This window comes from Bacillus sp. DU-106, from assembly GCF_004799705.1.
Lineage (GTDB): Bacteria > Bacillota > Bacilli > Bacillales > Bacillaceae_G > Bacillus_A > Bacillus_A cereus.
In genome coordinates this window covers 4,728,166-4,750,353 of sequence record NZ_CP026607.1, presented here as the reverse complement: position 1 = coordinate 4,750,353, position 22,188 = coordinate 4,728,166, and the positions used below count along the sequence as shown (strand labels likewise).

Below are 22,188 nucleotides of genomic sequence, written 5' to 3'. Positions count from 1 at the left end.
ACATCTTATCGAAAATCATACGTATAAAAAAGACACTTCAAATGAAGTGTCTTTTTTTACCTTAGTGATACCCTTTAGCAGAGTCTTTATGAATTTTATTTTTAAATATACTGTAGCTCCAAAGCTGATATCCAATAACGATTGGTACCATGACCATTGCAACGAAGAACATAATTTTTAAGTTTAATTGACTACCAGCTGCGTTGTATAACGTTGTACTGTATGCATCGTTAATACGAGATGGTAACATTCTTGGGAACATACCTGCAAAGCCAGTTGTCATAAACATTGCGATTGTTAGGCAAACGAATGTGAATGCAAGGCCAATTTTATGTTTGTACACCATAATTAGTGCGAGTACACTCATTAGCATTGCAAGTACTGGAAGAATGAATAGTACCGGATATTCCGTAAAGTTTTGGAATAAGTTTGTTCGATTAGCAGTCGCTACATAGAAAATAGCTAAAATGATAGCAGCTGCCATTGAAAACGGTCTTGCGATTTTATAAGCACGGTCGGATACTTCACCAGTCGTTTTAATCATGACCCAAAGGGCACCGGATACGACAAATATAGCAGTGAAGAAAAGACCACCTAATATACCGTAATGGTTTAGTAAGCTAAGTAAATTTCCTTCATAGCCATTTTTTCCGATTTGTAGTCCGTAATACAAGTTAGCAAATGTAACACCGAATAAAAAGGCGATTAAGAAACTGCCAATTGCAAATGCCCATTTACAAGTTTTTTGCCAAATTGGTGAATCATCTTTATGCATGAATTCCAGTCCAGCGGCACGAGCAAATAGTGCAAGTAATACTAAGAATAACGGTGTATATAAATAACTAAACATATTAGCATATGTGACTGGGAAGGCAGCAAATGTTGCGCCACCAGCTGTAATTAACCATACTTCATTACCGCCCCAGAACGGGCCAATTGCTTCTTGTAATTGATTTCGTTCTTGTCGATCTTTCGTAACGAAAGGAAAAATCATTCCGTTACCAAGTGCATACCCGTCAAGAATGAAGTAAACTGTCCAAATCACGCCCCATAAACCGAACCAGATGATTGCAAGCATATCATGAGACATGAGCCACACCTCCCTCAGTAGCAGGTTCTTCTAATGCGGCAGGTCCTTTTTTCGCGAACTTCAGCATTAAGTATACGTCTGCGATTAAAAGTAAAGTGTAGAATAAAATTAAACTAATTAATGAGAACCAAATTTGCGGGACAGATATAGGCGATACAGATTCTGCTGTACGCATTAGTTTATATACTGTCCATGGTTGGCGACCTACTTCAGCGACAATCCATCCTGCGTTAATCGCAATATAAGGAAGTAAGACAGACCATATTGTAATTTTTAAATAACGTTTTGAGTTTTCTAGTTTTCCTTTTCGGTTTAAATAGAAGCCATACCAAGTTAATGCCATAAAGAACATACCGAGTGCAACCATTAAGCGGAAGCTATAATACACGAGGTTAACATTTGGACGTTCATCTTTCGGAATATCTTTTAAACCAACAATTTCGCCATCAAATGAATTTGTGTAGAAGAAGCTTCCGAGTTTTGGAATCGTAAGGAATTCAAAGTTCTTCTCATTTTTTACATCAGGAATTTGAACAATTGAGAAGCCTTGTCCTTTTCCAGTTTCCCAAACTGCTTCCATCGCAGCTCCTTTTGCGGGTTGATATTTAGCTGCTGATACACCAGATTGATGTCCCATAAACGGTGTAATTGTTGCGGCGAATAAGCCTAACATTAAGCCGAACTTAAATGATTTTTTGAAGAATTCAACTTCATTTTTACGTAATAAGTGATAGGCACTAATTGCCATAACGAAGAAAGCACCAACAATATAACAACCAACTACAGTATGGAAGAACATATTCCAAGCGTATGGATTCGTAACGAGTGCCCAGAAATCATTTAATTCAGCGCGGCCGTTACGTACTACGTAGCCAACAGGGTTTTGCATAAAGCCGTTTGCTGTAATAATCCAAAGGGCGGAAATATTTGTTCCAAGTGCAACCATCCACATGCAGAAGGCACGGAACTTTGGTGAAATTTTGTCTTTACCGAATAACCATATTCCCATGAAAGTAGATTCTAAGAAGAAGGCAACAAGTGCTTCGATTGCGAGAGGTGATCCGAAAATGTCTCCCATATATTTGGAGTACTCAGACCAGTTTGTTCCAAATTGGAATTCCATTGTAATCCCGGTTATAATCCCCATTACGAAGTTAATTGTAAATAATTTACCCCAGAAATTTGCCATTTTGCGGTATGTTGGATTCAATGTGCGGGCGTATTGAGTTTCCATACATGCCACCAAAATAACAAGTCCGATTGTCAAAGGTACAAATAAAAAGTGATAAAAAATAGTAATTGCAAATTGAAAACGACTCAGTAACAGAACGTCGGACATAATAAATATTCACTCCTTTTTTACATTATCTACAATCAGTTTATAGTGAAAATACGTTTAAAGTATGTGAAACTTGTTACAAAGCTGTGTGTATATTTTGAAAGAATTATGTCGATTATCTGAAAATATCTTATTTTTACTATAAAGCGATATCCTTTTTGAGTTTTTCATATTTTGGTACACTATTTATGTAGTGTAAACGAGAGAAAAGAGGGTCCTTTACTATGAAGTCATTAGAAGAGATTTTGCAGTACAATGAGAAATTTGTTGAAGAGAAAAAATACGAAGAGTATGAAACAGGAAAATTCCCGAATAAAAAAATGGTAATTATCTCTTGTATGGATACTCGTCTTGTTGAATTATTACCAAAAGCAATGAATATGCGTAACGGTGATGTGAAAATTATTAAGGTAGCAGGAGCTGTTATCTCACATCCATTCGGAAGTATTATGCGTAGTATTTTAGTTGCTGTATATGAACTTGGTGCTGATGAAGTTTGTGTAGTTGGTCACCACGATTGCGGTATGGCAAAAATTCAGGCAAGCAGTACAATTGAGAAGATGAAAGAGCGCGGTATAACAAATGAGAAATTAGATACACTCCGTTATTCTGGAATCGATTTAGAAAGATTCCTACAAGGGTTCTCTAGTGTAGAAGAAAGTGTAGAACATAGCGTATCGATACTTCGCAACCATCCGTTACTTCCAGAAGAAGTACCTGTTCACGGTCTTGTTATCGATCCTGAAACAGGAAAATTAGATTTAGTTGTGAATGGTTACGACAATTAAGAATTTACTTTGTCATCCTTTTTATCTGGGACAGGATCAAATCCTCCCGGGTGGAAAGGGTGACATTTTAATATACGCTTACAAGTAAGCCAAAAACCTTTGAGTGCACCATGTTTTTGAAACGCCTCTAATCCGTAATGAGAACAAGTCGGATAAAAACGGCATGTTGGTGGTGTCATCGGAGAAATGAATTTTTGATAAAAGCGTATAATCCCAATAAAAATCTGTTTCATAACGGTCTCCTTTTCAGCATATTCTTAAAGTATTATAGCACGACTGTACATAATACTTTACTAATGTGCATTTCCGTTATATCATATTGGATATAACGGAATTAAATTAAAAGCGGGAGAGATGTTGTATGCCATCAGTAGAAAGCTTTGAATTAGATCATACGATTGTAAAGGCACCTTATGTAAGACATTGCGGAGTTCACAATGTAGGTAGTGACGGTATTGTAAATAAATTTGATATTCGTTTCTGCCAACCGAATAAACAAGCAATGAAACCAGATGTTATTCATACGTTAGAGCATTTATTAGCATTTAATTTACGTAAATATATTGATCGTTATCCGCATTTTGATATTATCGATATTTCACCGATGGGCTGCCAAACAGGATATTATCTTGTAGTAAGCGGAACACCGACAGTACGAGAAATCATTGATTTATTAGAACTAACATTAAAAGATGCGGTTCAAATTACAGAAATTCCAGCTGCAAATGAAACACAATGTGGTCAAGCGAAGCTTCACGACTTAGAAGGAGCACAACGCTTAATGAACTTCTGGTTAAGCCAAGATAAAGATGAACTTGAGAAAGTGTTTGGATAAAAAGGAAAACTGCCTGTGAAAGGGCAGTTTTTTTATTGTACTAAGAGCGAACATACTCTTCTTTTTTATGAAAATATATTAGATACTCCAACATATAAAACAAAGGCAGAACCGAGAAAATAAACAAATGCCTTTGCTTTTTCCCGTTTCTTCATTTCATCAATTCCAAAAAGGATAAACATAATACTTAAAAGGATAAACACGTAAGGTAAAAGAATAGTGAAGTTTGCAAAGAAGCTAAATAGGGCGAGAGAAAGAGCGATAGTGGCGATTATGATTTGAATGTTTTTTAACATGGAATCCCCCTTAAGTAGAAAGAAATAGTTACTGAGAGAAAATAATTATAAATGCTAAATTGATCGAAATTTTATTCTACATGTAGCGAAAGAGTTTGATATTAAAAAGAAGAATATGAGACTAGAAACGAAAAAATACGGGATACTCATTAATTCCTAGAAGAATAAAGGAACAACTGAGAATAAATTGTACGTATGGGAGAAGTGAAAAATTATCGGTAAAATGGACATAAGTGCTTAGAGTGAGTAAGAGAAGCATGAAAAATGCTAAAAAAATCCGTAATATAGTTAGAGTTAGCATCGTATAGCCCCCTTTAGACCATTTACTAGAATATTTCTGTGAAACCAATAAATAAAGCAGCGGCTCCTGCTAGTAGAGCGAGCACACTACCTCCTGTTTGCTGTTTTAATATTTCCTCTAAACTTATGGTGAGGGCCATAACTCCTAAAGAGATAAACATATACGGCATTATTTCTCTATTACTAGTAAAAAATCCATAGATTGCTATAGATAAAGCAATAAGTGATAAAGTAATCCGTACTCCTTTTAGCATGCATGTACCTCCTTTTATTTGATATAACTAATGATGAGAACAATCCAAATGAAAGCACCGGCAATAATACAAATAAATCCAGTTGCTGATTCCTTTTTCTTTATTTGTTCAAATGCGATGAGAAACATTAAAGCCCCTAATAGAAATTGTGAAAGAGGTAAAAAATTATTTTGACCTGTATATAATCCAATTGCCGACATAACAATCACAGTGAGTGCTACTATGATGCGAAGTATACGAAGCATATTAGGAATTCTCCTTATTCTTTTTTGTATAAGGATTGTCTTCTAGTTTATCGACGGAATGTTTATAAGCATAGCCTTTATTAATTGTCATGATGGAGAGTACGAGGATGATTAGGACGATGATAATACCGATAATTAATATTTTGAACATAAAATCCCTCCTTTTCTTTATTTTACATAATTTTGTAATTGATGAAAACAATAGAAAATAAAAGGATGAAAGAAGGGTGTTACATGGAGACGAAAAAAACATATTATATATCAATAGGAAACGGTCAAATTTCACAAGTGAAGACGGCGGATACGTATAATTTTGAGATTTCCGCAAATGATGAGGAAATTACGGAATTAAGAGAGCACTTTGATCAAGCATATGTAGAAGATTTAGGGTCATTTGTACGCTCCCACGTTCCATTTGTTGAGTATCATCACGATTCAAATAATGACCGATATGATGAACAACTACAAAAAGCATATAAAATGATTTACGATTTAGGAAATCATGAGACGAAAGAATTAGTCGCACAAATGGGAATAATCAATGGATTGTAATTGGATAATATTATGCAGAAAAGCGAGAATATGCTACAATTTGTGGTAGGAAAAACTTGTAACCATCAATAGGGGAGTAATGGCATGTACAAATTTAAAGATTATTACCACAACACTGTACAATTATCGTTTGAACGTTATCCATTTTCTCCTGAGCCAAAGCATGTTTGGGTTGTATGCCGGTACGGGGATCAATGGTTATTAACGCATCATTTACGTCGCGGTCTTGAATTTCCAGGTGGTAAAGTAGAACTAGGGGAAACACCGGAAGAAGCGGCAGTTCGAGAGGTTCATGAAGAAACCGGCGGCATAGTTTCTGATTTAACTTACTTAGGACAATACAAAGTATCTGGAAAAGACAAAATAATCATTAAAAACATTTATTTTGCAACAATTAGTGCGGTAGAAGAACATACGCATTACGAAGAAACGAAAGGGTCTGTTTTATTAAAAGACATTCCTGACAACATTAAAACGAATAGAAAATTTAGCTTTATAATGCGCGATGACGTATTAGCGCGTACGATGAAACATATAGAAGAAATCGGCTGTTTTACGAAGTAAAGTAGCCGGTTTCTTTTTTTATATGTAAGAATAAATGTAAACATATCTTTACATTATTTTGGGGATATTATACAATTTTGTAAAGATATATTTACATTTTAGGAGGGGGAAGATGGATAAAAGAAAAGAAACGACTGTTACTGTTTCGATGGTTAAATTAAACTTTTCTTTATTTTTTATAATAATTGCTTTGTCGTTTGGAATTGGTTATTTGCATATATTTCTTTCAGGTGGGGTTCAAGTCGAAGTTACATTATTAACGATGTTTCTTTTTATTATCGCAATGATTGTTCTCGTTTGTATTCATGAAGCGATACATTTAATTGGCTTTCGCTATATCGGAGGTGTTCCGTGGAGTGAACTAAAATGGGGCGTTAATTGGAAATTAGGTGTTGCATATGCTCATTCTAAACAGGCGGTTACAGTAAAGCAAATGAAGAAAGTGTTAATGCTTCCGTTTTTACCAACTGGAATTTTGCCAATTGTATTGGGATTAGCTATGAATCTGGAGCCACTCTCATTTTTAGGAATTCTACTAACAGCAGGGTGTATCGGCGACATTGCCTTATATCAAAAAGTTTCAAAGTTTCCAGATGATGCGCTAGTAAAAGATCATCCGAGTAAACCGCAGTTTACAGTATATGAATAATAAGAGGAGGCGTTTTTGAACAACTGCCTCCTCTTATTATTTTTTGTCGGTAAATCAATATATTGTGAAAATTGTTGATATAATTTAATTACTATTATTGTATTTTTATCTCCACCTCCACCTCTAAAAACGAAAGTACCTCCAACAAATCATCTACGATACGTGAATGCTTAAAATCACCCCAAAACGAATCTTTTTTCCAAACACCAAGAATCCCTACTTGTTCAGAACCAAGCACATCGTTTTCTGGATGATCTCCAACATAAAGACATTCTTCTGCCTTCACATCTAGTTTTTGCAAAGCACGTTCGAAAATTTCAGGATGAGGTTTTTTAATTCCTTCAGCTTCTGAAACGAGAATGGTGTTTGTATACGTATGTATATGTAGTGCTCGAAGGTTGCTCATCTGAAATTCAGTAAAACCGTTTGTGATAATACCAATTTTAATGTTTCGCTGTTTTAACTGTTGAAGTAGTTCATGCGTGTTTTTGAAAGGAATACAATGATGTTGGAAGTTTGTAATATAGTCGTGTAGTAGTTGCTCTTGCGTTAAAGTAGTAATGTTGTATTCGGAAAGGAGAGTAGCATATACTTTATCCTTCCACGTATAGCCATTATTATCGAGTTCAAGAAATCGAGAACAATACTCTGATTTCTCTATACTCATCAAATGTGAGGAGAAGCGATTATATTGCTCATAAATAAATTGTTCTAAAGATTGGCGCCGATCTAATAGTGTTCCATCTAAGTCGAATAAGATTGCACGAATCATGAGAAGCCTCCTTGGAGTTTTTATAATTAATTATCGCATATTCGCAAAAAAATGATTATGATATTTTGTAGAATGGAATAATGGGGGATTGTATGAAGAAACTGTATGGCAAGTTAGTGTGTTGTATTATAGCAAGCAGTTTAGTTGCAGGATGCGATAGTGCTATCGAGGTTACGAAAGAAAAAGAAATTTGTAAAACAGAAGAAGAGTGTACGCAAATAGGAGATAAAACATTACAAAAAGTATATAAAAAGATAGAGGGACTTTCAGAACTTGAAAAAGTAGAAGATTATGACATAGAAGAGTATGAAAGTGTGAATATGAAAGAGGCGGAACAGAAAAAAGAAAAGGATGACAATTATTTCTTTTTAGCTTCTTATTATATCGATGGTGATGAAATTGTAGATCCTTATTTTGAGAAATTGGATCGTAAGAGATTGAATAAAGTTTTTGCAGATGACGAAGTAGCAAAAGATGATTTGTTAAGTCAGCGACAAGATAGAGAGTATCATGAAACCTTATGGGACATGTATCGCACTCTCGTCCCAGTGAAATATCGTGAGAATATAACAGGATTTGGTCTAATAACGGATGGTTATGATGGCGTTGTTGCCCATGTCATGCCAAGTATAGATGACCCGAGAGATTGGGTGCTTAGTTTAGACGTGCTTGATTCTGGGGTGAATATAGATGAAGTGATGAAAACATTAATTCATGAAACGGCTCACGTATTAACGATTGGACATAAACAAGTACCAGTGGATAGAAAGTATTTAGAGGCGTTTGATGAAGAGAAAGACATTTCATCATATCGAAATAAATGTAAAACGGTGTTCGTGAAAAATGGATGTGTGAGAAAAAGTTCGTATATTAACCAATTTTATAATGAATTTTGGAAACCAATTGAGCAAGAGTGGACAGAAAAGAAAGTAGAAGAAAGTGAAGAGGCACAAATTGAATTTTATAAAGAAAAGCATGATGATTTTGTATCGCTATATGGAACAACAAATGTAACGGAAGATATCGCAGATACATTTACAGCGTTCATTTTACAAGATTCAAAAAAAGTGAAAGAAGGAACAGAGTTAAAATATAAGAAAATTGCTTTCTTCTATCAGTTCCCTGAGCTTGTAAAAATGAGAGCGGAAGTGCTGTCAGGATTATATGATGTTTCGAAAACGATAGAACAACAAAGTGGAGACTAATGTGAGTTAGGCTTTCGATATAGTTTCGTTAAAGAAAAGCGTGAAGAATTTTTAATTCTTTGCGTTTTTTCTTATGTTGATAAAATTGAAAATTCTGTATTTTTATCAAAAAGAAGAAGGAACTGGAGGCACAAAAGAGAATTAGTATAAAAATGTCACAATTTAGACACAATTATAATGCGCGTGTTGTAGGGACTATAAGTTTACTCTCGAGGAGGTAATGAAACGTATGAAAACGATTCTTGCTGTTGCTGGTCTCATTTGGGTAATGTCTCACGGTTTTCCGATTTTTGAAGGGGAGCAAATTCGTAGTGCTTTGAATGAAAAGTTTAATGATTATCATGTGATAGATCGAAAAGATAATGTCGTTACAGTACGTGTGAAAGACTGTTTCCATACAGTTACGGTTGCGGATGGAAACATTACAAATGAAACGAAAATGTGTGATAAAAGGTAAAAGAAAGAAGCTGACTATAGCGCACTGTTTTGAGTCAGCTTCTTTTTCTTTTTCCAATTAGAATTTTTTCAAATGCCTCAACAAATACATACATAAGAGTTGCAAGAACACATGTGAGTAGTACGCTAAGTAAGACGAGTGTGAAGTTAAAGACTTGGAATCCGTAGCTAATTAAGTAGCCAAGTCCTTGTTTGGAAACGAGAAGTTCTCCGAAAATAACACCAACCCAGGATAAACCAACATTTACTTTTAACGTTGAGATAATTGCTGGAAAGGATGCAGGGAGAACGACTTGCTTATAACATTGCCATTTATTTGCGCCAAATGTGTCCATCACTTTTATATAGTTAGAATCGACTTCTTGAAATGCACTGTAAATAACGAGAATGGTAATGATGATGGAAATGATTACTCCCATTGCGATAGAAGATGAAATGTTTGGACCGAAAATAACGATGATGATTGGACCGAGTGCAACTTTTGGCATTGCATTTAGGACGACGAGGTAAGGATCAAGTACGCGGGCTAGAAGTGGCATCCACCAAAGAAACGTGGCAATAATAGCACCGAGTACCGTTCCGAGAATGAAGCCTACTCCTGTTTCCAGCAATGTCGTCCATATGTGGACCCAAAGTGAACCGTCGATCCATTTCGTTAAGAAGAGATCCCAAATACTCGAAGGAGAGCTAAAGAGTAAAGGATCAATCCATTCTTTTTTGCTAGCTATTTCCCATAGTGCAAAGAAAAGAATAAGTAGTAAAAGCTGTAATGAGCGAGCAATCCAAGCACGCCTGCGTTCTTTCTTTCGAAATTGTTCATGTAGTTGTTTTATATTATCCAAGTCGTTCCAGCTCCTTCCATATATCTTGAAAGAGGGCTGGGAAATCGTAGTGATGGCGTGCTTCTAACGGTGATAAAGAACGGATACTTTCCGGGACGATAAAGATTTTCGCGATTTTTCCAGGATTCGCTTGAAGTAAATAAATACGATCACTCATCGCAATCGCCTCTTCAATATCGTGAGTAACAAGTAGTGATGTTTTCTTATATTTATTTAGTAAGTTGAAAACGAGTTCTTCTAGTTTTAATTTCGTTTGATAATCGAGTGCGGAGAATGGTTCATCTAGTAATAAAATTTTCGGATCAGTTGCTAACGTTCGAACGAGAGCGGCACGTTGACGCATACCGCCGGATAGTTCACGAGGATATTGTTCTTCTACACCATGTAGACCGACTTGCTTTAAAAGGTTTAAAGTATGTTCTTTCATTTGTTCATCATAAATCCTTCGAATATGAAGTCCAAGCATAATATTTTCTTCAATCGTTTTCCACGGGAATAAGTAATCTTGCTGCAACATATATCCCATAGATGATGTTTTCGTTGTAATCGGTTCACCATCTAAAAAGACGATACCGTCAATTGGATCAAGTAGTCCAGCAATGATTGAGAGGAGCGTTGTTTTACCGCAACCACTTGGACCGAGTATAGAAATAAATTCGCCTTCTTCCACTTGTAAGCTCATATCTTCAAGAATAAGTTTGGCATTCTCTTTTGCAAAAAAACAGTGAGAAACGTTACGTATTTGCAAAAAACTCATACACTTCGCCTCTATTTCTTAATAACGCTTTCGGCAATTTTTGTATTGACGAGCGCTTCATGTGGGACTTCTTTTTGTAATTCACCAGCGTCTTTCATAATAGTTTGAAGCTGTTTCCATTCTTCTGCATCTAATAGTGGATTTGTCGCATAAGAATGTTGCTTTTTATACCGTTCAATTACTTTTACTGTAATGTCTTTTGAAGTGTCTTTAAATAGCGGGGAAACAGTATCAGCAATCTCTTCTGGACTATGTGTATCAACCCATTGCTGTGCTTTATAGAGAGCACGTGTGAACTTTTCGGCAGCAGCTTTATCTTTCTTTAAGAAACTTTCTTTTGCCATGAACGTTGTATAAGGAACAGTACCAGATTCATTTCCGAATGAAGCGACGATATAACCTTTACCTTCTTTCTCAAGTATACTTGCAGTCGGTTCAAAGAGTTGTACAAACTCTCCAGTACCAGATGCGAAGGCATTTGCAATATTAGCAAACTCGATATTTTGAATTAAGTTTGTATCTTTATGAGGGTCAATGCCATTTTTCTTTAAAACGTATTCTCCAACCATTTGCGGCATGCCGCCTTTACGCTGTCCTAAAAATGTAACACCTTTTACGTCATTCCAATTAAAAGAGTCTAGTTTTTTACGTGAAACTAAAAATGTCCCATCTGTTTGTGTAAGCTGTGCAAAGTTAATGACAGGGTCTTTCGCTCCTTGTTGATGAACGTAAATAGACGTTTCAGAACCGACGAGAGCAATATCAATTCCGCCAGATAATAGGGCGGTCATCGTTTTATCGCCACCAGCTGTTGTTTGTAGGTCAATATTTAGTCCTTCATCTTTAAAAAATCCTTTTTCAATCCCAACATATAATGGGGCATAGAAGAGAGAATGGGTAACTTCGCCGACGCGAATGTTTTGAGTTTGTTCTTTCGTACCTTCTTTTTTACTACTACAAGCAGCAAAAGTAAAAACAGCTAGTAACATGATGCAAAAAATCGCGATTAATTTTTTCACTATATAACACCTCCTAGAAGTCACTCTACAAGCATGATATGTAGGTAATCGCCCATATGTGAGTGTAGATAGCAGGAATTTTTTTGGTGGTAAAGAAGTACAAATATAAGGGGTGATAAAATGGAGTACGAATACGATGATAGCGTACATTTACATCTTGATTATTTCGGGACAGAATGTGATATGGAATCGATTGCTTATAAGAGAAAGAATGAAGACGTATGGGATGTGTATTTTAATTTTGGAGTATACGGTATTCAGAAAGACGATGTAGAGTTAGGTAGGTTTATGGATGAATATGCCGGTTATTACGTTTTTTCTGTACATGCTCGCGATCTTAGTTGGGAATTTGGAAGTGCCCAGTTTGAAGAGTGGGTTTTGAAAAATCGGATAGTAGAAAAAACGCTACAAAAATAGGAGGAATTTTGTGATTGGATTTCTCATCTTATTATTTATTTTTGTGGCCGGATTTTTTATCATGCAAATGCTTATTTACCGATTTGCAAAGAAAAACATCCATAAATATACAAAAATAAAGTGGCTACATATGAATATGAAAAAAGGTCCGAGATTAGATTCTTTTGATTTTGTAATTATAGTACTCGTATGTATCGTATGGAAAATATGGCTGCTTCCCTTTATATAATACACATGCTAATCATTTTCTCTTTTATCATAAAATAACGAAAAGAACCTGTCTTGTGGCAGGTTCTTTTCGTTATATTAATAGTGGTTAAAAACGTACAACGCTTGTTTATTAATTCTTTCGTATTTTCATGTGGAATCTTTAATAGCATTAAGGATTTCTAAAAAATAGTTATTATATCATAAAGTGGAGTGCTAAAATTAAGCTTTTCAAGAATGAGTAATTTGTATGCCACAATTTAACTATTGATTAAGGAAGTATTAAGGAAATATATTTATAGTAGAAGCAAGTTTGCAGACGAAATATAGGATATATGTTATTTTAATACAAATAGTTTTTTCGATGCGAGGTGAAATTAATACATAGAAAAGAGGGAATGAATTGAAGTATGGTTCTACACTTTTTCATCTTCCAAAAAGAAATATATTAATTTCTAGCATTATAAGTAGTATGGTGACTTTATTAGTAATAACTATGCTGTTTATGATTTTAAAGGTTTTCAATTTAGACATGATGAAAGATCATTTAAATCAAAAGCTTGTTTTAAGTGTTATGATGATTTTCATATGGGGCATAACGTTTTATATTACGCATTTCAATAAAAAAGAGATGTCTATACTTAGAGCATCCCTACGAGTGCATTTTATATTATTTTTGCTAGCCCATACAGTAGCGTTATTTTATATTGTCATGCAAGTTAATATGAGTTTCATAGAGGCAATGAATTGGATTTACTTTTATAATATGCAGTTTATATTAAGTTTTGTAGTAATTTATGCAATATATATTCTTGTATATAATTTAATAGGTAAGGTTTTTCTAAGTATGGTTTTAACGAGCTGTACGTTAGTCATTTTATGTATTGTGAATTATTTGAAGCTTATTTTCAGAGGTGATCCGTTATATCCTTCTGATTTTACACAAATTACGCATATGCAATCTGTTATACCGATGGTGATGGACTATTTTAGTTGGAGTTATATTTTTGTCATTATCTTAAGTATCGTAGCTTGTATTGTAGCAGGGATATATATGAGAAGGTATATTCAAAATGTAAAGATTCATCTAGGAATAAGAGCCTTATTAGTAGTGGGATCTATTTTTGTTCTATATGCGTACGGTAATTTTGCGAATACATTTATGAATAAAGTATTTCAAAAATCAGGTGTAGATTTTGTTTTGTGGAATCAAAATGAGAACTATGCTTCAAATGGTTTTGTACTTGGGTTTATTAGCAATTTAGATACAACAGTTATGGAAAAACCAAAAAATTATTCTAAAGAAAATATGCTTCAAATAGCAAACAATATAAAAAAACAATATAGTGGAAATATAGGGAGCCAAAAGAAAAAAGAGAAACCGAATATTATTTTTGTAATGAGTGAATCGTTTTGGGATCCGACGAAAGTAACTAACCTTTCTTTTAGTGAAGATCCTGTACCAAATTTACATCATTATATAGAAAACTTTCCTGGTGGACAAACTATTTCTCCTACATTTGGGGGAAATACGGCGAACGTTGAATTTGAGGCATTAACAAGTTATTCAATGAGTTTGTTAAAGCCAGGTTCTATACCATATCAGCAGGTTATTACAAATAAGAAAGAAATTCCATCAATCCCTACGGCGTTGAAAAAAGAAGGTTATTATACAAGTGCAATTCATTCATTTGGTCGCACATTCTTTAAACGTGATGATGTATATAAGGTGTTAGGGTTTGATAAGTTTAATGCAGAGGACACGATGGAAAATGTGGATATTGATGGAGATTATATTAGTGATTTAGCGATGAGTAAAGAGATAATTGCTGAGTTAGAGAAACAAAAACAACCTACATTTATTCATGCAGTTACGATGCAAAATCATTTTCCATTTACAGAGGGCCGATTTGGTGAAAACCTAATCGAAATTAGCAGTCTAGAAAATGAAGACTCAAAGGGAGAATTAGAGACGTATACAGAAGGATTAAGACGTTCAGATGAGGCTCTTCAATATTTAATAGAGCAACTAGATAATTTTGATAGACCTACATTATTAGTATTCTTTGGAGATCATCTTCCATCATTAGGAACAAATAAATCTTTTTATAAAGAAAATGGGTATATAACGAATGAAAAAACACCGAATGAACGTTTAGCCATGGCGCAAACACCGCTATTAATGTATGCAAACTTTGATATGCCAAATGATAATTTAGGTTTAGTAAGCCCAATTCATTTTTCTAATCTTATTTTTGATTATGCAGGATTAAATAAATCCTTATTTTATCAATTTTTATCGGAATTTTACAAGGAAATACCAGTGCTTAGAGATGAATTAAAAGTTGATAAAAATGGAGAAGTAATCAATGATTTAACAAAGAAACAAAAAGAAATGTTAGAGCAATATAAAATGCTCCAATATGATTTACTCGTCGGAAATCAATATAGTAAAGATATCCTCTTTAAATAAAAGAAACAAAAAGAACTTGTATAACGATACAAGTTCTTTTTTCATAGTATTTAACGGGGTAACCAGACAAGCTGGGTTTAGGGAGTATTACCTGTACATTTAGTATATATGAAAATGTAATCGTTTTATTTGTGTATTTGTGAGAAGTATGTGAATTTTATGTTTTGTGAAAAATCGATTATATTAACTTTCGTTCTTGTATTGCAGTTGTTATGCATGTAAAAATTTTATCAGTTCTTTATTTAATTCATCCGCTTGATCGATTGGTGAACCATGACCACTATTTGTAAGAGCATGTAACTGAGAATTTTTAATTCGTTGTTGCGTAAGCTCAGCACTTTTGTAAGGAATTAGTTGGTCGTGAACGCCGTGGAAGATTTTTGTTGGGACGTTAATTTTATTTAAATCTTTCGTTACATCTTCATTTGCAGCTGCTTGTAAAATTTTTATAAGGGCATAAGAAGCGGACTGCATACCGAGATAAGAAAACCATTCAAGGGTTGCAGCCCCTAAGTTTCTATTAAAAAAGGATAAAGATACATCATTTAAAAATTTTGGTAAATTAGCATACATTTGATTAATGAGAGCATCTGCTTGTTCTTTCGGTACACCGTAAGGGGACTCTTGATTTTTAACGAAAGAGGGGGAGACAGCGTCAATTAATGCGAGCTTAGAAATGCGGCGCCCATTATAGCGAGACATATAGCGAATAGAAAGAGCACCACCAACTGAGAAACCGACTAATGTAGCGTTCTCTACTTGAAGTGCTTCCAGAACAATTGCGATATCATCGGCTAATCGATCATACGTGTAACCAGTCCATGGCTTATCAGATTGCCCATTCCCTCGTATATCCATGGCGATACAGCGAAAGCCATGCTCAGGTAAAACATTGAGTTGATATTGGTACATTTGATGATTTAAAGGCCATCCGTGAACGAAGAAAACAGTCTTACTACCTGGACCAGGGTTAACGTCTTGCACAAAAATATGCACATCTTTCTCGACAGTAACAAACATAAATGTCCCCCTATTTTATGAATATACTCGATCCCAAAAGCGTTGTTTTGTCATAGCTTTAATAAATTCATTTGCTAGTCGCGTAGAGTCTTGTTCTATTAAAACACCAGGCTTTCCTTCGATATTTAAAGATTGAATAATAGAAGAGCCGTTTTGGAAGGAGCCAATCGGCTTAAAGTGATTATATGATTCTACGACAAATGAACTTGCGTTGTTAAGAAAATGATCATCCATCTTTCCGCCGATAAGAAGTAATCCATCATAAAAGAGTGGTGAGCCTGTTAAGAAAGTATCATTTACTTCCCACTGTCCATTTGGCGTTCCCTGCACTATGTCTAATCGTTCTGAAACGATCACTGGCAGTTAAAGAGTTTTCATCGTTTGAAATTTTAATACCTGTATTTGTTGTCATCTCCTTTCCTTCATTTTCACGCATGAAAGATTGGAGTTGTTCGGTCTTTTTATTTTTTTTGCCATCCATAAAAAACACCTCCGATAATATACGTATTATTCTTTATGTTTTTTATGCTTGTATATAGCATGAAGATATTGCATAGTTGGCATGATTTTCCTCAAATGTTCGATTTATCTTTGTTTGTCTATGAAAATCATTTATTATAATAAATGGTATTCTTCGAGATATTATTTTGAAGGGGTGTTGAAGTGAAAGAAAGTTTTCTATCATATAAAGAAGAAGAAAGAAATGCAAAAATCCTTTTATGGGTGTTATATGTCATTGTTATTGTATATCAAATTTTCTATGCAATCGTATTAGAAGATAAATCAATAATGGATAAGGGATACAACATAATATGGCAAGTTATTTGCGGAGTAGCAATACTGTGCGTGAATATATATTTAATGAAAAAAGAGAAGGCAAACCTTGTTAAATATGCATGGATATTTGCATACATAGGGATAGAACTCGCTAATATATTTTCGTATGTTTTTTATAATAAGGCGGCGTTTGATGCGACAAATATAATAGAAATTATTCTCATTTTCTTTGTACCTATATTTTTAAATAAAAAATTCTATGTGTTTTTACTTTCCTCTATTGTAGGAAAATATTTAATTTATTTATTTGTATTAGAGGAAGTAAAAGCATTTATGTTCCTTATTATGTATACACTTATGTTAATAGCTGCATATATCATTTTAAACCGATTTTTACAATATCTTTCAGCTGTAAAGGAAAGTATTGCGATTGCTAGTGAATCACAGAAATTAGCAGTAATCGGAAAAATGGCAGCGACGGTTGGACATGAAATTAAAAATCCACTTGCTTCATTAAAAGGATTTACGCAATTACAACGAGAGAAGCATGAAGAGGATCCTATTTATAAACGTATGATTTTTGAAATAGAAAATATGAATAATATGATAAGTGAGTTAATGGAAGTTGCTACATGCAAACCTTCTATTTATAAGAAACATGATGTAGGAAAAATTGTATTACAAGTAATAACAAGTCTTCGTGAAAAAATAGATGAATTAAACATTCAGTTTATTTCTAATGTGGAAGAAAAAACAATAGAAGTTGAATGTGATGAACGAAAAATAAGAGGAGTCTTTTTATATACGATAAAAAATGCTTTAGAGGCAATGGGACAAGGTGGTATATTACATTTACAATTAGAAAATAAAGGGAAAGAATATGTAATGATCAGTGTGATCGATAATGGTCATGGTATTAAGCAAGAAAACTTACCCCGTGTTACAGAGGCCTTTTATACAACGAAACAAGATAAAATTGGTCTGGGACTGACGGTAGCGAATCGAATTGTCGCCGAGCACCTTGGTGAGTTGCATATTTCAAGTGAAAAAGATACTGGAACGAGAATAGACATCATTCTCCCAAGGAAGTGTGGAAATACTGAAATCCAAGTGGAAGAAAAGCTAGGAGTTACCATATGAATAAAGGCTATATATTTAAAAATGAAGAAATAAAGGCGCTGAAAGCATTTTTAAGTTTATTTTTTATTATATTTTTCGTATATGATCTTGCCTATGAATTTATCGTACCGTTAATCGGTGGAGAGCAAGAAGGTGTAGGAGAGTTTGAAGATGGTTTAGGTTTATGGCTTTACTTTTTGATGGTGGTATTGTTTTGCATTGGAATATACTTTATGAAATGGAAGAATGCTTTTGCGGTAAAGTATATTATTCTAATTGGCTATAATGTATTAGATTGTATCCATAACATTATGATTTATTATGGTAGCGATGCAGAATTTGACGGTGGAAATATAGTAGAAGGATTTTTTATTTTGTTTGCACCAATCTTTGTGAATAAAAGATATTTCTGGTTAGTTCCAGCGATACTTATCGGAAAGTATGCTCTTACAGGAATCATTATTCAATCTTCTCTCGTTTTAATCCCAATGGCATTATATAGCGTATTTACTATCATATGTTGGATTATATTTTTAAGGGTTCAGTCTTACGTTCGTACGCTTGAGATGATGGACAAAGAAATAAAACAGACAGAAAAACTAGCAGCTGTTGGAAAGATGGCAACGGTTATTGGTTATAAGATTAGAAGACCTTTAGCAAACTTAAAAAAACTTGTGAATAAACAAGCAGACAAGCATCCAGAGGATAAAATTTATAGTGATATTATGAAACAAGAAGTAGATCGGATTCATATAATTGCTACAGAACTTAGTGGATTTGAGAAATCTAAATCACTAGAATCAGAAACTCATAACATACAAGAAATTATTTCTTATGTTATTCGAGTTATGGAAAAGCCAGCGTTAAAACAAGGAGTTTACATACAAGGTATTTACAGTAAAGACTTACCATCAATTACATGTGATGAAAAACGATTAAAACAGGTCTTTTTTAATTTAATCAAAAATGCAATTGAAGCAATGTCAGTTGGCGGAACAATTACGATTAAAGTTACTGTAAAAGATGGAATCATCGTTCAAGTGAAAGATGAGGGATGCGGCATTCCGAAAGATAAAATTCCAAAGTTAAATGAAGCCTTTTATACAACGAAAGAAACAGGAACTGGTCTAGGTTTAGTAGTTACAGAAAAAATTATTAAAGACCACAACGGTAAAATAAGTTTTGAAAGTGAAGTTGGGGTTGGAACGACGGTTGAAGTTATGTTACCACTGCATTAACTACAAAAAACATCACTTATTTGGAAGTGATGTTTTTGTGTTCTTCTTAGGTAGACGTTCTAAAAAAGAGGACGATAACGAAAAATAATATATTGATAGTGTAAAAAGAAAATAATGGATGTTTTACTATGAAAAATATATAATGGCTTTGTCTGTTATTTGTTGTAGTTCATTTATATTTCTATTTGTTGACCCGAATTTCGGGTCTTTTTTTATGAAATGAATTGCTATATATCAGTAATTAGAAAAATAGAATATACAGCACTTGCAGTAATTCCAGGGGTAATATAAAGGGATATAGCATCTCCTCTTGCAACTGGGTTTCCAGTTGTAATACTAGTCCAAGTTACAGTAGCGGGACCTACTGCCGGAGTAGGATTAAATACTTGAATTTGTCCTGCTCCGCTATCCGTTGGTTTAATGGAAAATACCATAGTTCCGGTAATTTTGTCAGTAGTAGTTAAGGTAATAGTAGATAGGATGTAGCTAGAAGAAGGGGTTGTGAGGTTTGTTGGGACATTTCTGCAAATATTAATCGTATAAATAGCAGCAGGTAAATTATTTATATTTATAGACGCAGAAAAGCCGACAATACTACCGGCTCCAGCAGTGACATATGGAATAACATTGGAGTCAATTCCAGGAGAACCCGCTATACGTTGAAAACCAGCATTTGTTCCTTGAAAAACAATACTTTTTGCTGAAGCACTATCGGCAGATCCCGTAGGTCCAGTGTTCCCCGTAGGCCCAGTGATGCCGGTAGGCCCGGTACTACCGGTAGGTCCACTTTCTACTAATACGATATAATCTGGAGATATATTAGGAAACCCTTGAGGTGCATCTTTTTTTACAACATAGCCACTGCCCGTATAAGTGACAACTTGTCCTTTTTTATAGTTGGGAGCCGCTGCTAGACTAAAGGTGGTAGTACTTTGGAAACCAGCTCCGGAAGGTCCAGCATTACCCGTAGGTCCGGTGTTCCCCGTGGGTCCAGTGTTCCCCGTGGGTCCAGTGTTCCCCGTGGGTCCAGTGTTCCCCGTGGGTCCGGTGTTCCCCGTAGGTCCGGTGTTCCCCGTAGGTCCGGTGTTCCCCGTGGGTCCGGTGTTCCCCGTGGGTCCAGTATTTCCGTTAGAACCGCTGTTGCGTCTGCCATCGCAACTAAAAAAATTACGTGGGTACATATATGTTCTCCTTTCTATATTTTCAAAATCTAGTTTTTAAAATAGAACTAATATATATATTATGAATTCTATAATTTTGTGTGGCAGATCGTCTTTTGTGTCTAGATTTCAAAAGATAGCGGGAGGAGAATTAAGTAGTGTTAGAGCCACCATTTTTCCTGAGGAAGTAAAATAACATCCACATCAAAATTCTCTTTAAACCAATCATACATCAATGTCTCTTTCACTAAATATTCAGAGGCAGAGTGTGACACACCAATCAGAGACATATTCGTTTCTTTTACATAATCCATAATGAGCGAGTATTTATGTCTGCCGTAATCATTATCGATATGGCAATGGATTTCTCCTGTAATATATGCTTCAGCACCTTTTTCTTCTGCTTCCTTCATTAAAGATACGACATCGCCACATCCAGCGATAATTGCGATTTTTTTGATGGAATCATGTCGTTTACCTTCGAAGTCTGTGTAAGGAATCTGGAAGAGTTGTTTTAGATGTTTTTGGAGTGCTTCTGTTGATGTTTCATCTATTTCACAAATAAGGCCAACTGGTTCTTGTTCTGGACCTCCATATGCAAAGTCGTCCACTACAGTAGCGTTTAATGCTTTTGCAATTGAAATACTCGTTCCATGTGTTTGATGAAAATCCATTGGTACATGACATGTATATATAGAAAGTTGTTTTTCTTTTATTCCTTGCAAATATTTTTCAGGAATTGGTAAGAAACCGCGGCCTGATCTTCCAAGCGGATCACCGCACTCCATTACAAGGGGATGATGCATAAAGAGTAAATCACCGGGTGTGGATTGTGAAATGAATGTTTCAAGAACGTCATCTGTAGGGAATACAGCTAAAAATACTTTGTTTACATTTTCAGATCCGTGCATCATAAGGCCGTTAAATAAATCTACAAAATTTGCTTCGAAAAATTGTTGCCAAGGAAATTTGATAGGATCATATACGGCTGGGATAAATCGACTAAAGGCACTATCTTTTCCGTATTTTTCAATTTGGAATAAGTGATCGAGTGATTGCTCTATTTTTTTTAAGGCTGGCATGTTTTATAATCCTCCTTAAGATGATTCTTGCTTTATGAGTTGTTTGGATTCTTCGTAGCAAAATAAGAAGCGGATAGGAAACAAATAAAACCTAGAATCCAGCTAATAGAAGGAGAATAGGGAAGTACATGCTGTAATAGCATTCCGCTAGAAATGAAGAAACTACTAAATACACCTAATAACATGGGATATCGTTGTAGTTTGAACACAGATAGTAAACATCCTTTCTCCTGCATGAACTACTCATAAAAGCTCGATTGCTGAAACTTTATCACATACATTGTATATTAGTCTTAATTTTCTGTATATAACTTTTAAGAAAAATGATGATACAATATATGAATGATAAGAGAAGAGAGGATGAAGATTAACATATGTACGTTACTGTAACAGAAGCAGCATATAAAAAGATTATGGATACGATTCCAAGTGAAGCGAAATATATAAAGTTATTTTATGATAATGAAGGTTGCGGTTGTGTTATGAGCGGAATCATCGATTTAGTAGCTGTAGCAGAGAAAGATGAGCGCGATGTGGATATTGAATCAAGCACAATGAATTTTATCGCTGATCGTACAAAGCTTGTATTTATGGACGATAAGTTAACGGTTGATTGGCATGAAGGTGGAGGAACTTTTCAGTTGAAGAGCCCAAGCCAGTTTTATAATCCAAATATGAAATTACACGTTCGAGTATAGTAAAGGTGAGTCCAAAATGTATTTTGGACTCACT

At 34.7% G+C, this 22,188-nt stretch carries 29 protein-coding genes and 1 pseudogene; 13 read left to right on the top strand and 17 right to left on the bottom strand.

Annotated features, from left to right (window positions below; all coding sequences use genetic code 11):
• Positions 1-61: 61 nt before the first annotated feature.
• Together cydB and cydA are read right to left on the bottom strand one after the other, a co-directional pair.
• Positions 62-1,090 carry a cytochrome d ubiquinol oxidase subunit II gene (gene cydB / locus C3Y97_RS24265; protein ID WP_000017662.1) on the bottom strand — a complete coding sequence of 343 codons (1,029 nt, stop codon included), beginning with the start codon at positions 1,088-1,090 and terminating at the stop codon, positions 62-64.
• Positions 1,080-2,429 (bottom strand): cytochrome ubiquinol oxidase subunit I, encoded by a 1,350-nt coding sequence (gene cydA / locus C3Y97_RS24260; RefSeq protein WP_001286188.1) that lies wholly within the window; start codon positions 2,427-2,429, stop codon positions 1,080-1,082. Before cydA ends, cydB begins: the two co-directional genes overlap by 11 nt.
• A gap of 224 nt (positions 2,430-2,653) precedes the next feature.
• On the opposite strand from cydA, the gene C3Y97_RS24255 reads away from it, so the two are divergent.
• Positions 2,654-3,217 (top strand): beta-class carbonic anhydrase, encoded by a 564-nt coding sequence (locus C3Y97_RS24255; protein ID WP_000838169.1) that lies wholly within the window; start codon positions 2,654-2,656, stop codon positions 3,215-3,217.
• Here the strand turns inward: C3Y97_RS24255 and yidD are convergent.
• A complete protein-coding gene (gene yidD / locus C3Y97_RS24250) occupies positions 3,214-3,450 on the bottom strand; it encodes a membrane protein insertion efficiency factor YidD (protein ID WP_000809334.1) in 237 nt (78 codons plus the stop codon). The genes C3Y97_RS24255 and yidD overlap by 4 nt on opposite strands.
• 128 nt (positions 3,451-3,578) lie before the next feature.
• Between yidD and luxS the strand changes: the two genes are divergently transcribed.
• Positions 3,579-4,052 carry an S-ribosylhomocysteine lyase LuxS gene (gene luxS, locus C3Y97_RS24245; RefSeq protein ID WP_001141371.1) on the top strand — a complete coding sequence of 158 codons (474 nt, stop codon included), beginning with the start codon at positions 3,579-3,581 and terminating at the stop codon, positions 4,050-4,052.
• 65 nt (positions 4,053-4,117) lie between these two features.
• Here the strand turns inward: luxS and C3Y97_RS24240 are convergent, their stop codons facing one another.
• From C3Y97_RS24240 to ytzI, 4 genes are all read right to left on the bottom strand, one after another.
• Complete coding sequence (locus tag C3Y97_RS24240; protein ID WP_000916668.1) at positions 4,118-4,348, bottom strand: YczI family protein; 231 nt, start codon at positions 4,346-4,348, stop codon at positions 4,118-4,120.
• Positions 4,349-4,674: 326 nt separating this feature from the next.
• The gene (locus C3Y97_RS24235; protein ID WP_071740507.1) at positions 4,675-4,902 is read right to left on the bottom strand and encodes a DUF3953 domain-containing protein; all 228 of its coding nucleotides are present in this window, start codon (positions 4,900-4,902) and stop codon (positions 4,675-4,677) included.
• 14 nt (positions 4,903-4,916) lie between these two features.
• A complete protein-coding gene (locus C3Y97_RS24230; RefSeq protein WP_071740508.1) occupies positions 4,917-5,147 on the bottom strand; it encodes a DUF3953 domain-containing protein in 231 nt (76 codons plus the stop codon).
• A gap of 1 nt (position 5,148) precedes the next feature.
• Complete coding sequence (ytzI, locus tag C3Y97_RS24225; RefSeq protein ID WP_000472791.1) at positions 5,149-5,298, bottom strand: YtzI protein; 150 nt, start codon at positions 5,296-5,298, stop codon at positions 5,149-5,151.
• Between the two features lie 83 nt (positions 5,299-5,381).
• On the opposite strand from ytzI, the gene C3Y97_RS24220 reads away from it, so the two are divergent.
• From C3Y97_RS24220 to C3Y97_RS24210, 3 genes are all read left to right on the top strand, one after another.
• A complete protein-coding gene (locus tag C3Y97_RS24220; protein ID WP_000448409.1) occupies positions 5,382-5,699 on the top strand; it encodes a hypothetical protein in 318 nt (105 codons plus the stop codon).
• A gap of 84 nt (positions 5,700-5,783) precedes the next feature.
• Positions 5,784-6,263: an antimutator 8-oxo-(dGTP/GTP)ase gene (gene mutTA / locus C3Y97_RS24215; RefSeq protein WP_000276385.1), complete on the top strand. Its 480-nt coding sequence runs from the start codon at positions 5,784-5,786 to the stop codon at positions 6,261-6,263.
• A gap of 112 nt (positions 6,264-6,375) precedes the next feature.
• Complete coding sequence (locus C3Y97_RS24210; protein WP_000361287.1) at positions 6,376-6,912, top strand: DUF3267 domain-containing protein; 537 nt, start codon at positions 6,376-6,378, stop codon at positions 6,910-6,912.
• A 94-nt stretch (positions 6,913-7,006) separates the two neighbouring features.
• Here C3Y97_RS24210 and C3Y97_RS24205 read toward each other — a convergent pair whose 3' ends face one another.
• On the bottom strand, positions 7,007-7,684 hold the full coding sequence (locus tag C3Y97_RS24205) for an HAD family hydrolase (RefSeq protein ID WP_136363683.1): 678 nt from the start codon (positions 7,682-7,684) through the stop codon (positions 7,007-7,009).
• Positions 7,685-7,776: 92 nt separating this feature from the next.
• Here C3Y97_RS24205 and C3Y97_RS24200 point away from each other — a divergent pair, with 92 nt between their 5' ends.
• Both C3Y97_RS24200 and C3Y97_RS24195 read left to right on the top strand, forming a co-directional pair.
• The gene (locus tag C3Y97_RS24200; RefSeq protein ID WP_071740510.1) at positions 7,777-8,889 is read left to right on the top strand and encodes a hypothetical protein; all 1,113 of its coding nucleotides are present in this window, start codon (positions 7,777-7,779) and stop codon (positions 8,887-8,889) included.
• 229 nt (positions 8,890-9,118) lie between these two features.
• Positions 9,119-9,346: a hypothetical protein gene (locus C3Y97_RS24195; RefSeq protein ID WP_000849112.1), complete on the top strand. Its 228-nt coding sequence runs from the start codon at positions 9,119-9,121 to the stop codon at positions 9,344-9,346.
• Between the two features lie 34 nt (positions 9,347-9,380).
• Here the strand turns inward: C3Y97_RS24195 and C3Y97_RS24190 are convergent, their stop codons facing one another.
• From C3Y97_RS24190 to C3Y97_RS24180, 3 genes are read right to left on the bottom strand one after another with little or no spacing between them, the layout of a single operon-like run.
• On the bottom strand, positions 9,381-10,187 hold the full coding sequence (locus C3Y97_RS24190) for an ABC transporter permease (RefSeq protein ID WP_000368771.1): 807 nt from the start codon (positions 10,185-10,187) through the stop codon (positions 9,381-9,383).
• Positions 10,180-10,944, bottom strand: a complete 765-nt coding sequence (locus C3Y97_RS24185) for an ABC transporter ATP-binding protein (protein ID WP_071740511.1) — start codon at positions 10,942-10,944, stop codon at positions 10,180-10,182. The genes C3Y97_RS24190 and C3Y97_RS24185 overlap by 8 nt, the downstream gene beginning before the upstream one ends.
• Before the next feature lie 11 nt (positions 10,945-10,955).
• Positions 10,956-11,963, bottom strand: coding sequence for an ABC transporter substrate-binding protein (locus C3Y97_RS24180; RefSeq protein ID WP_053563500.1), 1,008 nt, complete (start codon positions 11,961-11,963; stop codon positions 10,956-10,958).
• A gap of 120 nt (positions 11,964-12,083) precedes the next feature.
• Here C3Y97_RS24180 and C3Y97_RS24175 point away from each other — a divergent pair, with 120 nt between their 5' ends.
• The 3 genes from C3Y97_RS24175 to C3Y97_RS24165 all read left to right on the top strand — a co-directional run bounded on the left by C3Y97_RS24175 (position 12,084) and on the right by C3Y97_RS24165 (position 15,060).
• Complete coding sequence (locus C3Y97_RS24175; protein ID WP_000455580.1) at positions 12,084-12,380, top strand: DUF3986 family protein; 297 nt, start codon at positions 12,084-12,086, stop codon at positions 12,378-12,380.
• 10 nt (positions 12,381-12,390) lie between these two features.
• Positions 12,391-12,609 (top strand): hypothetical protein, encoded by a 219-nt coding sequence (locus tag C3Y97_RS24170; RefSeq protein ID WP_136363682.1) that lies wholly within the window; start codon positions 12,391-12,393, stop codon positions 12,607-12,609.
• Between the two features lie 381 nt (positions 12,610-12,990).
• On the top strand, positions 12,991-15,060 hold the full coding sequence (locus C3Y97_RS24165; protein WP_136363681.1) for an LTA synthase family protein: 2,070 nt from the start codon (positions 12,991-12,993) through the stop codon (positions 15,058-15,060).
• Positions 15,061-15,270: 210 nt separating this feature from the next.
• On the opposite strand, the gene C3Y97_RS24160 is transcribed toward C3Y97_RS24165, so the two are convergent.
• From C3Y97_RS24160 to C3Y97_RS24150, 3 genes and pseudogenes are all read right to left on the bottom strand, one after another.
• Positions 15,271-16,080, bottom strand: coding sequence for an alpha/beta fold hydrolase (locus C3Y97_RS24160; RefSeq protein WP_000498278.1), 810 nt, complete (start codon positions 16,078-16,080; stop codon positions 15,271-15,273).
• A 15-nt stretch (positions 16,081-16,095) separates the two neighbouring features.
• Positions 16,096-16,440 (bottom strand): annotated as a pseudogene (locus C3Y97_RS24155) (catalase); the annotation flags it as partial.
• On the bottom strand, positions 16,373-16,561 hold the full coding sequence (locus C3Y97_RS24150; protein ID WP_000348759.1) for a hypothetical protein: 189 nt from the start codon (positions 16,559-16,561) through the stop codon (positions 16,373-16,375). The pseudogene C3Y97_RS24155 and the gene C3Y97_RS24150, both read right to left, overlap by 68 nt.
• A gap of 182 nt (positions 16,562-16,743) precedes the next feature.
• Here C3Y97_RS24150 and C3Y97_RS24145 point away from each other — a divergent pair, with 182 nt between their 5' ends.
• Positions 16,744-17,997 (top strand): ATP-binding protein, encoded by a 1,254-nt coding sequence (locus C3Y97_RS24145; protein ID WP_000664890.1) that lies wholly within the window; start codon positions 16,744-16,746, stop codon positions 17,995-17,997.
• Positions 17,994-19,214, top strand: a complete 1,221-nt coding sequence (locus tag C3Y97_RS24140; protein ID WP_001032628.1) for an ATP-binding protein — start codon at positions 17,994-17,996, stop codon at positions 19,212-19,214. The genes C3Y97_RS24145 and C3Y97_RS24140 overlap by 4 nt, the downstream gene beginning before the upstream one ends.
• A 227-nt stretch (positions 19,215-19,441) precedes the next feature.
• On the opposite strand, the gene C3Y97_RS24135 is transcribed toward C3Y97_RS24140, so the two are convergent.
• From C3Y97_RS24135 to C3Y97_RS24125, 3 genes are all read right to left on the bottom strand, one after another.
• Positions 19,442-20,395, bottom strand: a complete 954-nt coding sequence (locus tag C3Y97_RS24135; protein WP_136363680.1) for a collagen-like domain-containing protein — start codon at positions 20,393-20,395, stop codon at positions 19,442-19,444.
• Positions 20,396-20,535: 140 nt separating this feature from the next.
• Positions 20,536-21,456: a Nif3-like dinuclear metal center hexameric protein gene (locus tag C3Y97_RS24130; RefSeq protein ID WP_001111125.1), complete on the bottom strand. Its 921-nt coding sequence runs from the start codon at positions 21,454-21,456 to the stop codon at positions 20,536-20,538.
• A 32-nt stretch (positions 21,457-21,488) separates the two neighbouring features.
• Positions 21,489-21,665, bottom strand: a complete 177-nt coding sequence (locus tag C3Y97_RS24125) for a hypothetical protein (protein ID WP_168732375.1) — start codon at positions 21,663-21,665, stop codon at positions 21,489-21,491.
• 165 nt (positions 21,666-21,830) lie between these two features.
• Between C3Y97_RS24125 and C3Y97_RS24120 the strand changes: the two genes are divergently transcribed.
• The gene (locus tag C3Y97_RS24120) at positions 21,831-22,154 is read left to right on the top strand and encodes an iron-sulfur cluster biosynthesis family protein (RefSeq protein WP_000289570.1); all 324 of its coding nucleotides are present in this window, start codon (positions 21,831-21,833) and stop codon (positions 22,152-22,154) included.
• The last annotated feature ends 34 nt before the right edge of the window (positions 22,155-22,188 follow it).

What these genes read in the sequence shown, in the direction of transcription:
- cydB (WP_000017662.1), bottom strand. Translation starts at nt 1,090, where the DNA reads ATGTCTCATGATATGCTTGCAATCATCTGGTTCGGTTTATGGGGCGTG.
- cydA (WP_001286188.1), bottom strand. Translation starts at nt 2,429, where the DNA reads ATGTCCGACGTTCTGTTACTGAGTCGTTTTCAATTTGCAATTACTATT.
- C3Y97_RS24255 (WP_000838169.1), top strand. Translation starts at nt 2,654, where the DNA reads ATGAAGTCATTAGAAGAGATTTTGCAGTACAATGAGAAATTTGTTGAA.
- yidD (WP_000809334.1), bottom strand. Translation starts at nt 3,450, where the DNA reads ATGAAACAGATTTTTATTGGGATTATACGCTTTTATCAAAAATTCATT.
- luxS (WP_001141371.1), top strand. Translation starts at nt 3,579, where the DNA reads ATGCCATCAGTAGAAAGCTTTGAATTAGATCATACGATTGTAAAGGCA.
- C3Y97_RS24240 (WP_000916668.1), bottom strand. Translation starts at nt 4,348, where the DNA reads ATGTTAAAAAACATTCAAATCATAATCGCCACTATCGCTCTTTCTCTC.
- C3Y97_RS24235 (WP_071740507.1), bottom strand. Translation starts at nt 4,902, where the DNA reads ATGCTAAAAGGAGTACGGATTACTTTATCACTTATTGCTTTATCTATA.
- C3Y97_RS24230 (WP_071740508.1), bottom strand. Translation starts at nt 5,147, where the DNA reads ATGCTTCGTATACTTCGCATCATAGTAGCACTCACTGTGATTGTTATG.
- ytzI (WP_000472791.1), bottom strand. Translation starts at nt 5,298, where the DNA reads ATGTTCAAAATATTAATTATCGGTATTATCATCGTCCTAATCATCCTC.
- C3Y97_RS24220 (WP_000448409.1), top strand. Translation starts at nt 5,382, where the DNA reads ATGGAGACGAAAAAAACATATTATATATCAATAGGAAACGGTCAAATT.
- mutTA (WP_000276385.1), top strand. Translation starts at nt 5,784, where the DNA reads ATGTACAAATTTAAAGATTATTACCACAACACTGTACAATTATCGTTT.
- C3Y97_RS24210 (WP_000361287.1), top strand. Translation starts at nt 6,376, where the DNA reads ATGGATAAAAGAAAAGAAACGACTGTTACTGTTTCGATGGTTAAATTA.
- C3Y97_RS24205 (WP_136363683.1), bottom strand. Translation starts at nt 7,684, where the DNA reads ATGATTCGTGCAATCTTATTCGACTTAGATGGAACACTATTAGATCGG.
- C3Y97_RS24200 (WP_071740510.1), top strand. Translation starts at nt 7,777, where the DNA reads ATGAAGAAACTGTATGGCAAGTTAGTGTGTTGTATTATAGCAAGCAGT.
- C3Y97_RS24195 (WP_000849112.1), top strand. Translation starts at nt 9,119, where the DNA reads ATGAAAACGATTCTTGCTGTTGCTGGTCTCATTTGGGTAATGTCTCAC.
- C3Y97_RS24185 (WP_071740511.1), bottom strand. Translation starts at nt 10,944, where the DNA reads ATGAGTTTTTTGCAAATACGTAACGTTTCTCACTGTTTTTTTGCAAAA.
- C3Y97_RS24175 (WP_000455580.1), top strand. Translation starts at nt 12,084, where the DNA reads ATGGAGTACGAATACGATGATAGCGTACATTTACATCTTGATTATTTC.
- C3Y97_RS24160 (WP_000498278.1), bottom strand. Translation starts at nt 16,080, where the DNA reads ATGTTTGTTACTGTCGAGAAAGATGTGCATATTTTTGTGCAAGACGTT.
- C3Y97_RS24150 (WP_000348759.1), bottom strand. Translation starts at nt 16,561, where the DNA reads ATGGATGGCAAAAAAAATAAAAAGACCGAACAACTCCAATCTTTCATG.
- C3Y97_RS24140 (WP_001032628.1), top strand. Translation starts at nt 17,994, where the DNA reads ATGAATAAAGGCTATATATTTAAAAATGAAGAAATAAAGGCGCTGAAA.
- C3Y97_RS24135 (WP_136363680.1), bottom strand. Translation starts at nt 20,395, where the DNA reads ATGTACCCACGTAATTTTTTTAGTTGCGATGGCAGACGCAACAGCGGT.
- C3Y97_RS24130 (WP_001111125.1), bottom strand. Translation starts at nt 21,456, where the DNA reads ATGCCAGCCTTAAAAAAAATAGAGCAATCACTCGATCACTTATTCCAA.
- C3Y97_RS24120 (WP_000289570.1), top strand. Translation starts at nt 21,831, where the DNA reads ATGTACGTTACTGTAACAGAAGCAGCATATAAAAAGATTATGGATACG.